This window comes from Natronorubrum tibetense GA33, assembly GCF_000383975.1.
GTDB classification, from domain to species: domain Archaea; phylum Halobacteriota; class Halobacteria; order Halobacteriales; family Natrialbaceae; genus Natronorubrum; species Natronorubrum tibetense.
The window spans coordinates 71,425-86,894 of sequence record NZ_KB913018.1; the positions used below are offsets into that span (position 1 = coordinate 71,425).

General features: G+C 55.9%; 8 protein-coding genes. 4 read left to right on the forward strand and 4 right to left on the reverse strand.

Features of this window, described 5'->3' with window-relative positions; genetic code table 11:
- Positions 1–4: 4 nt before the first annotated feature.
- Positions 5–1,978 carry a CARDB domain-containing protein gene (locus tag NATTI_RS0121225; protein ID WP_241434405.1) on the reverse strand — a complete coding sequence of 658 codons (1,974 nt, stop codon included), beginning with the start codon at positions 1,976–1,978 and terminating at the stop codon, positions 5–7.
- 369 nt (positions 1,979–2,347) lie between these two features.
- On the opposite strand from NATTI_RS0121225, the gene NATTI_RS0121230 reads away from it, so the two are divergent.
- Together NATTI_RS0121230 and NATTI_RS0121235 are read left to right on the forward strand one after the other, a co-directional pair.
- Positions 2,348–3,286 carry a cell surface glycoprotein gene (locus NATTI_RS0121230; protein WP_154658249.1) on the forward strand — a complete coding sequence of 313 codons (939 nt, stop codon included), beginning with the start codon at positions 2,348–2,350 and terminating at the stop codon, positions 3,284–3,286.
- Between the two features lie 263 nt (positions 3,287–3,549).
- Positions 3,550–4,317: a hypothetical protein gene (locus tag NATTI_RS0121235; protein ID WP_244879985.1), complete on the forward strand. Its 768-nt coding sequence runs from the start codon at positions 3,550–3,552 to the stop codon at positions 4,315–4,317.
- Between the two features lie 748 nt (positions 4,318–5,065).
- Here NATTI_RS0121235 and NATTI_RS0121240 read toward each other — a convergent pair.
- The 3 genes from NATTI_RS0121240 to NATTI_RS0121250 all read right to left on the reverse strand — a co-directional run bounded on the left by NATTI_RS0121240 (position 5,066) and on the right by NATTI_RS0121250 (position 7,079).
- On the reverse strand, positions 5,066–5,578 hold the full coding sequence (locus tag NATTI_RS0121240) for a metal-dependent hydrolase (RefSeq protein ID WP_006092127.1): 513 nt from the start codon (positions 5,576–5,578) through the stop codon (positions 5,066–5,068).
- Positions 5,571–6,278 carry a hypothetical protein gene (locus NATTI_RS0121245; protein WP_006092128.1) on the reverse strand — a complete coding sequence of 236 codons (708 nt, stop codon included), beginning with the start codon at positions 6,276–6,278 and terminating at the stop codon, positions 5,571–5,573. The genes NATTI_RS0121240 and NATTI_RS0121245 overlap by 8 nt, the downstream gene beginning before the upstream one ends.
- A 498-nt stretch (positions 6,279–6,776) precedes the next feature.
- The gene (locus NATTI_RS0121250; protein ID WP_006092129.1) at positions 6,777–7,079 is read right to left on the reverse strand and encodes a UPF0175 family protein; all 303 of its coding nucleotides are present in this window, start codon (positions 7,077–7,079) and stop codon (positions 6,777–6,779) included.
- Positions 7,080–7,288: 209 nt separating this feature from the next.
- Here NATTI_RS0121250 and NATTI_RS0121255 point away from each other — a divergent pair, with 209 nt between their 5' ends.
- The gene (locus NATTI_RS0121255) at positions 7,289–8,251 is read left to right on the forward strand and encodes an MBL fold metallo-hydrolase (protein ID WP_006092130.1); all 963 of its coding nucleotides are present in this window, start codon (positions 7,289–7,291) and stop codon (positions 8,249–8,251) included.
- A gap of 245 nt (positions 8,252–8,496) precedes the next feature.
- Positions 8,497–15,429, forward strand: a complete 6,933-nt coding sequence (locus NATTI_RS0121260; protein WP_006092131.1) for a PKD domain-containing protein — start codon at positions 8,497–8,499, stop codon at positions 15,427–15,429.
- The last annotated feature ends 41 nt before the right edge of the window (positions 15,430–15,470 follow it).

Sequence of the window (15,470 nt, forward strand, 5' to 3'; positions counted from 1 at the left end):
GAGTTCAGTTTTGCGCGGGGAGGAACCGGATCGCGAACAGGGAAATCGCGATAGCGAGGAGTGCAGCTAGAGGCCCGAAGCCAGGGATCGGGAAGGCACTATCGTCGTCTTCGCCCGGTTCGATCACAGTGAGTGTGCCCGCATCGGCGTCGTTGATTGCGATTTCGTATTCGCCCGCTTCGTCGAACTGTTTGGTGAACTCAACGGTCGTCTCGTCGCCAGCGAAGATTTGGACGGTCTCCTCGTCAACGACCTCGCCGTCGACGAGTAACTCAGCTGTGAACGTGCCCGTTTCGTCGCCGGTGTTCGTGACAGTCGCCGAGGCGTCGACTGAATCACCGATTTCGATCTCAGTGTCGCTTAGCGTTGCATCCGTTACGTCGAACGTTGCTTCAGTCTCGTCTTCTTTGTCTCCAACAGTGACCGTGCCGGCAACGGCGTCGTTGATTGCGATTTCATACTCGCCAGCTTCGTTGAACGAGTGCGTGAACGTGATCGTGTCTTTTTCGCCAGGTCCAACACGTACGATCTGGTCGTCGACGACCTCGCCATCGACGAGTAACTCAGCGATGAACGGTCCAGTACCTTCACCGACGTTCTGGAGTTTCGCAGAGACTTCAAATGAGTCGCCGGGTGCGATCTTCGCGTCACTCAGCGTTGCATCGCTCACTCGGTAATCTGGTTCCTCTGGTGGACCAGGGCTAGGTATTCCGGGCCCGCCTGTATCATCGTCCTCGTCTGCAAGTTCCATCACATCGGTCGATGTCTCGAACTCGCCGTCGGAATCGGCTGCGACGTGGATCCAGCGATAATCGTCATGTTCGCTCCAGTTGCCGTACGTTTCAACTGTCAGGTTTGCCTTTGGCTCATCAGTCTGGATCGCCGTCATAGAACCAGTGAGGTATGTATCGCCTGCCTTCGTCTCGACGTCGTCAGTCAACGTCACATCTCCACCTATGTCCAGCATCGCGTGCAACTCATCACGGAGTTGCTCGAGTTCTGTCTCACCCGTAGTTCGTTGGTGGTCCGTTTCGTTTTGGAATGAAAAGACTCCGTTCAATCCAACGACATCACGTTCGATGACGATATCATCCATGGAGAACTCCGAACTCGGCTCAGTGGTCGCGTTAATAACCGTATCCGTATTCGTGAACTCGTCTTCGTCGTAGAGGACGACTCCGTGTGCGATATCGTCGCCTTCGAGTCCAGTTTCCGCCTCGAACGTTGCATTCTCGCCGGGTTCGATCTCAGACGGTGCATCAACGGTAGAGGAATCACTGTGAACGAGGAATCCTTCAACACCGACGATCGTCGAATCACCCTGTGGATCCAACTCGTTGTTATTGAGTAACGAACTGTCTGTATCCCCAGTCGAAACGATTGCGACGTACTGGCCAGCCTCATCCGTTTCATACTCAATCGAGGACAGTTCACCATTCTTGTCAAAGCTTGTATCAGCGACCTCCTCGAAGCTCATATTCTCGTTGAGCGCCTCGAGTTCTTCCTCACTAAGTGAAGATGGAATCTCGAAGTTGGCGAGGTCTGCGGATGGTTCCGCCTGTCCAACTATTACTGTCGCTGGCTCTTTACTCAAGTTCTCTGTTGATACACCATCCTTGTCCTCAAAGTCCAGCCGGATGTTTTCCGACGTATTGAACATGCCAAGAATCTGACGATCAGCGGGGTGAGGCCCGCTGTTATCTGGTGGACTAATTTGGAACCCTTGGTTGCGAACGGTGTATTCTGCTGCATCCAGGTCTGTCCGGAGCGGAAGAACGGAGCGATCCCAGATAGAGACGTTTTCATGACCTGATCCATGTACTTGGTCTTCTGGAAGTTCCGGGTCAGTTGGTGATGAAACTGAGAGTGCGGGAGACCCCGTTTCCGCCGAAGATGATAACGCTGCACCTGCCACGCCGGCGAATGGCGCGAGGAGCAGCAGTATCGTCATCCCGACCACAACGATTTGTTTATACATAGCTGATGATATTCACAGAACCAGTTATCTCTTGCTCTTCACTATAGCTCTCAAAAGATAGAAATAAATTGAACGAAAACGAGTTTCAGGTCCATACTTTATGGACATGATCGACATAATACTGACAGTAATTCGGACGAGTGCTATAGATGTCAACAACCCCGACCACAAGGGGCCAGGGTATCCGATTTGGCCACTGATGAATCATAATACAAGAATATATGGCTCAGTAACAGAGATACAATCATGATGAAAAACCCTATATCTTCTCGATCAGGTATTTCCGCTCTCGTCATTGTTGTGGGGATATTGCTCCTCCTTTCGAGTGCGATCGTCGTCGCTGCCGACACAGCGGATGGTGAGCTGTCGGTGGCTGGATCAGTCGAGACACCGACGGAAACGGTCACCACCGACGAACTCGACTCCGAGTTTGAGGTTGATGCGTTCGCGACTCTCAGTGCCGGTGATTCTCTCGACGCAGATATCGCGCTGTCTGATGACAGCGCCTTTGATGTCTATCTCTACGATAATGATGGGCAAAACGTCGATCGTGTCGGCGGGACGGGCTCTGACTCTGTGACGTTCGACACGGATTCGCTCAAGTCGGGAACCTACGTACTCGCGTTGTACGTCGACGGGAATTACATCGACATTCACCCTGTCATCATTACTGGCTACGATGTCACGGTCGATGCCCCTAGCGAGGTGTCATCGGATGACGAATCGATGCTTGTGTCGGCCGATGTCACTCCGACAGCGCTCGATATCGATCCCGCTAGCGTCGAAATTGCTGTCTGGGACGACGACACCGTTCTCCGTAAGACAGCTGAAGATCGCGGTGACGGTCAGTACGAGGCTACGTTCCCGATGAGTGACCTTGAGGAAGGTTCGTATTCTGTCTCAGCCGTTGCCCAAGGAACGGACACAGTCAATGGTGAACGAGAAGCGCTCGGGATCAGTGACAGTGATGCCCTTACTGTCTCAGACTCACAAGACGATAGCAGTGATTTCGATGACGGAACAGACGACGAATTGAACGAGTCAGATGATGAACCCGACGAGTCGACCGACGAAACCGATGAATCAGATGATGAAGTGGCTGACGAGTCAGAACCAGGCGAATCCAATGATACCGACGATGCTAACGACTCGAGCGACGACACTAACGGGGTCCAGCAACCGAACCTCGAGGATGATGACGATACTGAGACGGACACCGATGACTCAGATGCCGTACCACTCGCCGTCGTGCCGGTAGTTGCGGTGGCCGCCGTGCTCGTTGGAGTGGTCGTTCGGGTGCGATACTAGAGACCGCTGATTTTCCCCTCATGACGACTTGTCACGACTTCTCCTGTTCGAAGGACAGTATTTCTGACTCTGTTGAAATCCTTGTCTGGTGACTGGTTTTAGGAGTCGTGCTGAATACAGGGTGAGAATGTGGCAGATATTACACGTTGAACAGGCGCAATACCACGGCCTTCAGGCGGAGGGGGATGTCAATCCGAACACGTAGGGTGCTGTGAAGTCATTGCACCAGAAAGTACTTGCACAAAACCAAACAAATAATTGATATGAAACGCCGAAATCTCCTCACAGCAGTCCCTATGGCGACAGCAGCACTTGCTGGCTGTCTAAGTACTAATAACGAGGACAATACCGGTGAAGTTACATACGAACAGTGTACAAACCGCGTCGTATCTCCCGACGACTTACCCGAACTCGCCAAGGATGAAGCAAATACCGCCATTGAGACAGGGAAGTATGAATCTGAAAGCGGCTTACTCCTCCCCGACGTCATCGACGTTGGCAACGCCTTTCTCAGTGTGAACGATGATGATGACACTGTTTACTATGAGATGGTCGTCACCGAACAAGAGAATATAAAACGCTTAGAACTCGAAAAAAGCGCCCCGTCAGCGAACCCCGTCAGCATGGTAATGGGTATGGAAAATCCAGATTATAACGAGAGGATAGAGGCTTACGTATACATAGAGAACGAAGGCGAGGCGCTCGTTGACGAACCGGTCACACTTGACCCTGATGAACGTGTGCGATTGAACGGCAACAGGGAGTACCGGTACGGGAAGTACCGAGCAAAAATCACCGCTGAGATCGACGGAAGTGAAGTTTCTGACGAGATTGAGTGGACCGTGAGCAACCACATAATGCAACCTGAACTGTACATCAGTGATGCTCCAGAATTAATTACTATCTATTCGACCGAAGAGTACAGACATTCGGAAGGATTTGGATCGGCATGTCGCCGGAGTGACACAGGTGAACTCGTAGCGGGACAAAACAGATCCGGAGAAATTGTAGACGGTCCGTCGGAGTCATAATTCGCTCGAGCTGTACAAGAGCAGGCAAAATTCGCACCTTTAAATTGTTGTGTGGATTATTAATATAGTATAAAAGACACACTCTGGCGTCTGATTTCTATAACTATTAACCGATTATACAAAGCAAGGAGAATACCTGCGGCTTTAGCCGCAGGATGAATCCGACAACACGGATACAATCCACGCTTCGATGGCCAGTTCGAGATTTCTAATCCGTATTTTCAAGTGGCAGGCCATCCTCCGTAGAAGTAGGAATCAGGCTAGAACAGAGTGATTCTGCTTAGTCCTACGATGGCGGCCTGCCCGCCCCAAGCAATCAAACAGTAATCGGAACCAGTCGATGACCGGCGAACCCTCACAGGGTTCGACCGGAGTTGACTGCTGTAAGCACGAAGAAAGTAACTCCGAGTCCGTCGAAATCTACCGGACCCCCCGAGGCAAAAACAACTCTGGGAGTCCGAATATGATGGAGGATAGGAGTACCGGGGACTTGGCACTCCCAGCAGTCCCACCCGCTACAGTCCGTGAGCATCCCCACGGATTCTCACCGTTCGGATGCTCGGTAGGACTGCAAACCTGAAATCTCCAACGCTCAGGATTCCTCCGCGTTTACGCGGAGGAGGATGTCAATCAATGTGGCTCGATTGAAACAGACGAGATCGGTTTGTTGCAGCTATTCTCTCTGTTCAGCAAATCGTTTGTTCCAGATTCTGTGGATTTAAACAGAGCCCTTGTTTGACTCGCCCAGTTAGTCGATTGCCGACGTCTCGGTAGGACTATCACGACGACGACTGACTATCCAGACGAGGAGTGCACCACAGCTAGCGACGAGCGCTGGCCAACGGTCGCTACTTAGGTACAAATCCCCTGCTGGCGGCCGATACTGGAGAAACGGCCAGAAAACAGTGTAGGCCTCACCGGTGGGTGTCAATAACAGGATATCGAGAATGTGGTGTGAAAGGACGCCGACTGCGAACAAAGCAAATGCTTGCTTGCGGTGGGCTGGTCCCAACAAGAGCGCACCGAGACCGATCAGGAGTACGGAGCCGACGAAGGTGTGCAGCGAACTCCACGAAAACGCCACACCAAGTGTTTCTGCGACACGCTCGTCCGGAGCGATAAGCTGAATTTTTACGAGATCGGGGGTGAGCGCACCGATCATGACAAGCGTGACGTGTGCCGAACGGAGCGACTCATATCTGATTGAAAGCAGTGTTCCGAGGATGTAGCCGACGAGGACATGCGTTAGGACGTCAGCCATGACGTTCACCTCCGTCAACAGTCGATTTTTCAGGATGCTTGTGGCGGTCTACGGCGGGTCGATCGTCGGTTATGGTGGACTGGCCGTCGTTGTCTTGCGATTCAGCCACAGCGTCCTGAGTCTGGTTAGGTCGACGCTCAGATTGTGATCGATTGGAGTTCTTCGTCTCTGAATCGTCCCTCCCGCCAAGCCGGCTGCCGAGTGGCTGCGCTCGCGGCCTGAATGCGAGTGCACTCCGATCGAACCGCCAGTGGTTGATGAATCGCCAGACGACCCAGAGCCCACCCAGTGCTGAGACCAGATACATATACTGCGCCTCGGATCCCTCCCGAGTAATCGCCCGCTCGACGACGAGAGCCGAGTCGTCCTCAAGGGTACCAAACGTGTTCACTCGATCGCCTATCTCGAGTGGAGCGTCGATGTTCCCGGTCGCTGTGTTTACATCGACGAGAACAAACTGCCCGTAGCCGCTGGCGCGTGTCGCAATTACAACTGGGTCGGTATCAACGACGAATCCGCCGAGGATGACTTGCTCACCCACATATTCCTCGGGTGTCGGCGTCACATCGCTTTCGTCTGGATATGCACCCTCCAGTGGATCACCAGTTGTTGTGCCCGCTAGGACTAGACTGCCGGTCAAGAGTGCAACAAGGATGATCCCGGCGAGAATGCGGCCAAATTGGCTATACGGCTCCGTCATCGGTGTTCCTCAATTTGAGGGTGTAGCGACGGCAAATGTCTTCTGATCCGATCGCTACTGGTATCAGGAACATCTTCGTCACAGCTGATTTTGATATGCATTAGACAACTTGAAAACCGAACGAGGATATTCAGGCGACCGCTGCGGATATCCAACACGCTTATCCAATGGTAATCGAATGCTCTCGATGGCGGGTGAGTGGACGACTGTCGTCTCGGCAGTTTCCACCGACTGAGACATCGCACCCACCCGCCACTCTCGGTGATTGAGTTGTCGTCGCGCCAATCGACACTTGATCGCCTGCTCATTGCCCCCCAGATGAGCTCCACCGCTGGCCCATTGCCAGCGGTTTCAACTGAAGCCGTAGCGTGGAGTCCCCTTCCTCAAGGAACGATCGAAACGTGTGAGTAGTATGGGGTAGTTGACACGGCGTCAGGAGTTCGATTTCACAGGTCGTTCCGAGGGCAATGAGTGTGGTGGCATCGACGTGAATTGATATTATAACTCGCGTGCGCTGTCAACGTCAGCTGCGAGATCGGCGGGTGGCAGTTGGCTCGTTAGATTCCGTTCGCGGGCGATTTCAAGCCACTCTGCGATGCTTATCCCGGCGATTCGGGCGGCCTGATTTGTCGATATCTCTCCAGTCTGATACTGCTCGACTGCGAACCGAATCCGGAGATCCGCAAGGCGTTCACGCAGCGCTTTCCGGATTACCTTGCTCTTGTCCTCGTCAAGTAGCATTGCGACTTCGTTGAGGTTATCTTCGTCCTCGTCGGGAATGCAGGCGCTGATCGATGGCATTGTATATCAAGTCGGACACTGAACTGCAAAAATTCACCGCCGAGATTCGTCGGCAGTGGACGCCGTAGCACCGCTGTGTAGGTGGATCTGCTGGCGACGCCCTATTTGGCTACACCGAAGACACAGACGATTCCCGCAAGTTGGACGAAAGAGAATGCTCCCCCGTCATAGTCCCGACCAATTATACTTGTCACTGGTATCTATGGTATATGGACGAACTCGAGCAAATCAGTATTCCAACGCCGTTCAGCGTCGGTCGAGTCAACTGCTACCTGCTTCCAGGCGACGAGCTCACCCTGTTAGATCCCGGCCCCTCAACGCCCGATGCATACGAGGCCCTCGAAAGCGGTCTGACGCAGGCAGGGTATCGAATTGACGATGTTGATCAAATCCTCATCTCGCATCCCCACATGGATCACTTCGGGCAGGTGCGTCGCATTCAGTCAGAGTCGAACGCGCGCGTCCTCGCCCACGAGGATGCCGTAGCGCGACTTGCGGATCCGCTCGAGCACTTCTCCCACGAGCAAGCGTTCTTCAGACCGTTCCTCATGTCTATGGGCGTTCCCGAACAGATCGTGGATACAGTAGTTGGCCTTCCGGAAGCGTACACTGAGTTTCAAGAACCCGTCGACGTTGACCGCGAGCTGAAAGATGGCGACGATGTTGCCGCCGGGATCGACCTAACCGCTGTGCACACCCCTGGCCATTCGCCGGGCTCGGTCTGTTATGTAGCACCAGCTGCGGACGTTGCGTTCACTGGCGATCACGTCTTAGCAGATGTCACTCCGAATCCCCTCCTGACGCTTGATCCCACCGCAGACACCAACCGAACACGAAGTCTCCCGCTGTACCTCGACTCGCTCCGGAAACTCCTCGAGGTCGACGTAACCGTTGGGTACGGCGGTCACAGCGAACCGATGCCTGATCTTTCCGGCCGCATCCGCGAGACGATTGAACACCATCAGGCCCGCAAAGAACGTATCGCAGCCATGCTCGCAGAGCAGGAACCGGCGACTGCATATGACCTCATGCAAGAGATGTTTCCAGATCTTCCGGCTACGGAAATGTTCCCGGGCATGTCCGAGGTGATTGGTCATCTTGATCTCTTGGAAGATGAAGATCGTGTCAAGATTAGTGATGTGGATGGCGTGCAGCGCTACGCGTCCGCTTAAACCCTTGTAGTACGGTGTTCGCTACGCCGCACCAAGCGCAGACATCTTTAGAACGTCGCTATCGACTTCGTCTGATTTTATCGCTCATTCAATATGATCCTCTGTAGCGATTCGCGTACGGCGGAACATTACGGCCAAAAAGTATAATCACCGTTGGTGTTCAGGATTGGTTATAGATGAGGATAATGAGGAGTGCTGTAGTTGCGTGTTTCGCCACGCTCATACTATTATGTTTGCTAACAGGTATGGCGGTCGCGGAGACAGCTACTATCGAGACGGATAGTACGAACACAACTGACGGGGATACGATCGTGGTCTCCGGCCAACTCACCCTGCCGGACGGTGAGCCGGCGCCTGGCGGGATGGTGTTGGTTATTACCGATAACGGAACGGAGACGATGGATGTCGATGATGACGGGTCATACGAGCTGACCCTTCCGGAACAGGACGAGCCGCACGACGTTCAGTACTACCACGATAGCGATTTAGACTTCCCGCATGATGGGGTCGCCGACGTGTATGCAATTTCCAGTGTCCCCGGCAACGAGGATACAGAACTCGGGACGACTCAGCTCCCAATGGGCCATCTGGTCGAAGCCACGGTCGTGACCCCGGATGGCGAGCCGGTGGCTGACGCAGACGTGTCCCTTCAGCACATTAACAAGGCCGCCAACGCGTCGGCCGGCTTCGGCGGGGCGACGAACGACGACGGCGTTTTCTATCCCCGGGAGCCACCTGGCCTCGAACTGAACGGAACGGTCGAGGTCGAAGTACAACCACCTGAAGACGACAACCGCTTCGTCGAGCAAACCTCCGAACGGACGCTCGATGTCACCGAGAACAAAACGCCAGAGATCGAACTCGAGCAAAAAGACCTCGTCGCCCAGATCGACACTGAGCCGTCGGCACCAGACGTCAACGAAGAGATCACGTTCGACGGCACCGAGTCGATCGGTGAGATCAAAGACTACGAGTGGGAGTTCGGTGACGGGGAAAATGACACCGGCGATAACGTCACGCACTCGTTCGACGAGATCAACACCCACGAGGTCACGTTAACGGTGACCGACGACGAGGGTGAGACGGCAACGACCACCGAGTCGATGTCCGTCGGTGGCCATACCCTGATCGAACACAGTGATGGCTCCACGACGAGCGGTGATGGAATGTATGCCGACATACCGACGATCCACACGAGCGAGTACGGGGAGGCGATAGATATCGGTGGCGACGCCGACACGGCGTTCCAGATTCATAACACCGACACCGGTGAGTCGATTACTGTCACGCCCAAGGAGAGCGACGACACCGTCTCGGCCGAGTTCGTCGACTTCTTCCTGTACGACTCGTCCGGGGCGATCGACCCCGACGAAGATCTGGCTATCTGGGCCCAAGGGGAGGATGGCGATGAAGAAATCCCAGTCGACGTGGCCGGTGACCTCGAGATGTTCGAGAATGAGGACACGTTCTCGCCGTACGAGGTGGCACTCGTCGATACCGAACACGATGGGGCGATCGATACGACTGATGAACGGTTGATGGGAATCGGCTACGAAGCCGAGTTCGAACAGGACGGTACGGAGGGCGAAGTCAACGTCACGATTCCGCGCGACGACGAGGTCAACGAGGAGTGGGACGTGACGTTTGGCGTGTACGGTGAGCATGCTGGCGAGATGCTCGTCGAACAGTCCGTTGCGAACGACGCCGACGCAGACGTGTTCGAGTTTACCGTCGACGTGAGCGATATCGATGATGGAGAGTACACGTGGGGACTTGACCTCGAGAAAAGCGAACAAGAACCACACGTGCAGTGGCTGTACGGGCACGAAGATTTCACCGTTGGTGAGGGTGCGCTCGAGGCGGCGTTTGATGTCGACCCGACCGAACCCGAACTGGGCGAAACGGTGACGTTCGATGCGTCTGCCTCGAGTGGCGACATCGAAGCCTACGAGTGGACGTTCGGCGATGGAACGGAGAAAACCGGCGAGACGGTCAATCACACGTTCGACGACGTCGATACCCATGAGGTCGAGTTGACCATCACGGATGCCGACGGAGCCACTGCGACGACCACCGAGTCGGTCTCCGTCGGTGGCCATACCCTGATCGAACACAGTGATGGCTCCACGACGAGTGGCGATGGAATGTTTGCAGATCAACCAACTATTCGAGTGGGTGAGTATGGGGAGACATTCGAGGTCGGTGGCGAAGCTGACACTGCGTTCCAAATTCGAAACACGGACACCAATGAATCGGTCACCGTGACACCGGACGATAGTGCAGACACCGTGTCGGCGAACTATCTCGATTTCTCCCTGTACAAGTCGTCAGGGGAACTCCGAGATGCGGAAGACCGCACTGTCCGGGCAATCGGATCCGAGGACACTGTAGAGCTTCCTGTCACTGTCGAGGGCGACCTCGAGATGTTCGAAACTGAGGAGACGTTCTCGACGTACGAGGTAACACTCGTCGATACCGAACATGATGAGCCGATCGATACGACTGATGAACGGCTGATGGGCATCGGCTACGAAGCCGAGCTCGAACAGGACGGGACTGCTGGCGAAATTAACGTCACGATTCCGCGCGACGACGAGGTCAACGAGGAGTGGAACGTGACGTTTGGCGTGTACGGTGAGCATGCCGGCGAGACGCTCGTCGAACGGTCCGTCGAGAACGACGCTGACGCTGACGCGTTCGAGTTCACCGTCGATGTGAGGGATATCGATGGCGGAGAGTACACGTGGGGGCTTGAGATAGAAAAGCCCGAGCAGGAGCCACATGTGCAGTGGCTGTACGCGTATGAAGGCTTTACCGTTGGTGAGGGTGAGGTCAACGCAGAGTTCGATGTCGAGCCGACTGAGCCCGAGCTGGGGGAGACGGTGTCATTCGATGCGTCTGCCTCGAGTAGCGACATCGATTCCTACGAGTGGACGTTCAGCGATGGAACGGAGAAAACCGGCGAGACGGTCAATCACACGTTCGACGACGTCGATATCTACGAGGTCGAATTGACGGTCATCGACTCGAGCGGCGAGACGGCAACAACGACGGAAACGGTATCCGTCGGCGGCCACACGGCGATCGAACACGGGGACGGTGCCGGGACGAGCGGCGATGGAATGTTCGCAGACGCCCCGACGATCCGCACGAGCGAATTTGGGGAGACGGTGGACATCGGTGGCGACGCCGACACCGCGTTCCAAATTCGCAACACGGACACCGATGAATCGGTTACCGTGACACCGAACGAGAGCGCCGACACGGTGTCGGCCGATTGGGTCTCGTTCTTCCTGTACGACTCCTCGGGGGAGATGATTCCCGACGAGGCGCACGTACGAGCGTCCGGGACTGAGTCAGGTGAAACCCTTTCAGTCGACCTTGAGGGGGACCTCGAGCTGTTCGAGAACGAAAACACGTTCGCGACGTACGAAGTCGCCCTCATTGATGGCGACGGCGAGCCAATCGATTCAGCTGGTGAACGACTAATGGGGGTCGGCTACGAAGCCGAACTCGAGCAGGACGGTACAGAGGACGAAGTCAACGTCACGATCCCACGCGACGACGAGATCGACGAGTCATGGAACGTGACGTTCGAGCTGCTGAACACCGAGACCGGCGAGATCATCACCAAGGTCCCTGTCGAGAACGACGCCGATGCTACCACGTTCGAGTTCACCGTCGATGTGAGCGACATCGAAGACGGCGAGTACACCTGGGAGCTAGCGCTCGACAAATCCGACCAGGACCCGCTCGTTCAGCGTATCCACGATGTTGACGACTTCATCATCGGCGACATCGAACGCGAAATCCTCATCGAACCGTATTTCGAGGTCTCGGATGAGACGCCGAGCGTCGACGACGACGTTACGTTCGACGCGTCCGATGCGATTGCACTCGAGGACGACGAAGAGATTGAGTTCGATAGCTACAGTTGGGATTTCGACGACGGAACGGAGACGACAATGGAGGACTCGGTCACCAATCACACCTTCGACGAGCCTGGCGAGTATAACGTCACCGCGACGTTCAGTGCGGGTGGCGAGACCAAAACCGACACACGCACAGTGACCGTCAGCGAACCGGTTGATCCGGCGTCCCTTGACGTCGACGATCTCGAGCCCGTAGAGAAAACCGTCGAACAGGGTGACGACATCGATGTCTCTGCAACTGTTACGAACACTGGTGACGAAGAGGCAACCCAGAAGGTCAAATTCGACCTGGATGACGAGGTCCTCGGAACCAAATCCGTTACGCTCGGAGCCGGAGAAACCGAGACAGTCACCTTCGAAGACATTGACACAGCCGGGTTGGACCCAGATGAGTACACGTACGGGGTCTTCAGCGAGGACGACAGTCAGACGTCGGTCCTCACCGTCATGGAACCAGCGTTCTTCGCCGTTACGATCGACGAGTCCGATGTCCCTGACGAAATCGGACAGGGCGATGAGCTGGCGGTCCCCGTCACTGTCGAAAACACCGGTGATGAATCGGATATCCAGCGCATTGAACTCGATATCGACGACGATGTCGATGTCGATGCCGAAGAAGTCGAACTTACCGGCGGCGAGAGTGAACAAGTCACGCTCACGCACAACGTTTCGGCCGACGCGGTAGCGGAAGAGACTGCAGTTGAGGTGCGGAGCGCCGACGATGAAGCCACGACGACCGTCGACATCTACTCGACAGAGAACTACACAATACAGAGTGTCGATACCTCGGCACCGGTGACCGTAGGCGACGTCCTAGAGTTCGATGTCAAGATCGAGAACGTTGGCGATGGCGTTGATAGCCAGACGCTGGAGTTCGAGATCGGCGACGAGACGCACAATGAGACGGTCGCTATCGATCCCGGCGCGACGGAGACCCATACGTTCGAATACGAGACTAACGGGAGCGACACACCCGGCGTCTCGGCAGACGTCACCACCGAAGACGACGAGACAACGGTGAGCGCTCGCGTTCAGTCGGCCGAGCCCGCGACGGTTGAAATCCTTGATGCCGATGTACCAACGGATGCAACCCAGGGCGAGACAATCAACGTTGACGCGACCGTCGAGAACACCGGTGATCTCGAGGGTGAGGATACAGTCGAACTCTACGTTGGTGACGATGTGGTAGTCACCGAATCGATCGAACTCGATGGCGGCGAAACGGAGACTGTCAGCCTTGAGTACGAACTGCCACACGAGCCTCGTGCAGGCGTTCAGTCCGTCGACGTGACGACCGTCACCACCGACGACGTCGCGTTCGAGACTCTTGAAGTCGACTACGAAACCATCGAGAGTGGTCTTACCGAGGCAGAGGCGGGCGACACCGTCTCCGTTGGGGCTGGCACGTACGAGGAATCTGTGACAGTCGAGACCGCAGACGTTCACATCCAGGCCATCGACGGCGCCGACGCAACCGTACTCGACCCGGTTGACGACGTTGGAATCGCGATCGAGGCTGAGAACGTGACCGTTGATCGGTTCACGATCGACGGCGATGGCTCCGGCACCGGTATCGCCGCCACCGCTGAAAATGCCGAGTTGATCCGAAACGCGTTTGTCGGTCTCGAGACCGGCGTCCACTTGAACGCGAGCGACGACCACTCCGTCGCCCATAACACGTTCACGGCGAGCGTCGAGACCGCGATTCTCGTCACTGCATCCGACGACAACGTGCTCGAGCGGAACACGATCTATGGTGAGAGCGAGATAGGAATCGCAACCACTGACGCCGGTACAGACAACGACGGCATTGTCATCGCGGATGGCGCTGACGGGACGGTCATCGAACGAAACACCCTCGACGTCGGCGGTGATGCCATCGTGCTCGAATCAGATGCAGGTGGTGCCAACACCGGGACGTCGAACAACCTCGAAGGGGACAACCTGAGCGTCGCCAACCATCTTAACCCGACTACCTTCGAGGGCAACGCGAACTACTATGACGGCGATCTCGACGATAGAACGATCGGCGAAGTCGAGGACGACCCGGTCGAGGACCGATACGAGGAGGCCACATACGACGTTGAGATCGGCGAAGTCACCGAGACGGTTGCCGTCGGTGACAAGCTGGAGGTCGAGGCGACCATCGAAAACGAGGGCGACTACGAAGGCCTACAAGACGTCGTGCTCGAACTCGATGGAACCGTCGTCGCGACGGCGGATGACCTGACGGTCGCCGAGGACGACGCGGCATCGGTCGAACTAACGTATGCGCCCACCGACGAGGACATCGATGAAGACGTCTCACTCACAGTTCGCAGCGACGATGACGCCGACGACACTTCGGTGACAGTCCAGAGCGCACCGGTGTTCGACGTGTTCGACCTTGACGCACCCCCAGAGGCCGAGCAAGGAGAGGACGTCCAAGTGACTGCGACCGTCGAAAACCTCGGTGGTGAAGCAACCCAGGACCTCGAACTCCGCCTTGGTGACGACCTTACGGACGACGACTCCTATACGGTGCTCGACACCGCATCGACCACGCTTGAGGAGAACGAGACGGTCGTTAGCTCCAACGCAACAATTCCCGACGACGACGCTGCCGGAATGGCGCTTCTCGGCGTCGCGAGCGAGGACGAACTGGATGAGACGACGTTCGACATCCTTGAAGCTGACGAAGAAGAAAAAGAAGAAGAGGGCTCGGGAGCACCGGCGCTGCCTCCGGCCCCATCCGAATCGGCGACCTTCGAGATAGGCTCGATCGACCTGCCAACGACGGTTGAGCCGGGTCAGGAGCTTACGATAACCGCCCCAGTCGAAAACGTCGGCGAAGAGGCCGGAATCACGGGCGTGATAGTTACGGTCTCCGACGACGTGATTGCAGAGGAGACGGTTGATCTCGACGCCGGAGCCGACGAGACCGTGACGTTCGACGTGACGGCACCCGAGGCACCCGGCGACGTTGACGTGGTGATCCAGATGCCGGACAGTGAGACGACCGGCACGTTCACTGTCGAAGCCGACGACGAAGTGGACGATGATGATGCAGCCACCGACCCGGCCGAAGAAGACGATTCCGACCCGGAAACTGACGACGAACCAGCTGACGATGGTACAGCCACCGACTCGGTTGAGGAGGACGACTCCGAACCCGAAACCGACGACTCCGTGCCCGGATTCGGGGTCGTGATGACCGTGGTTGCGTTACTTGTGGCTACGGTCACCCTTGGTCGTTATCGACACTGATACGTTCGTCTCCGGTTTGATTCCGGACTGATCCGACAATT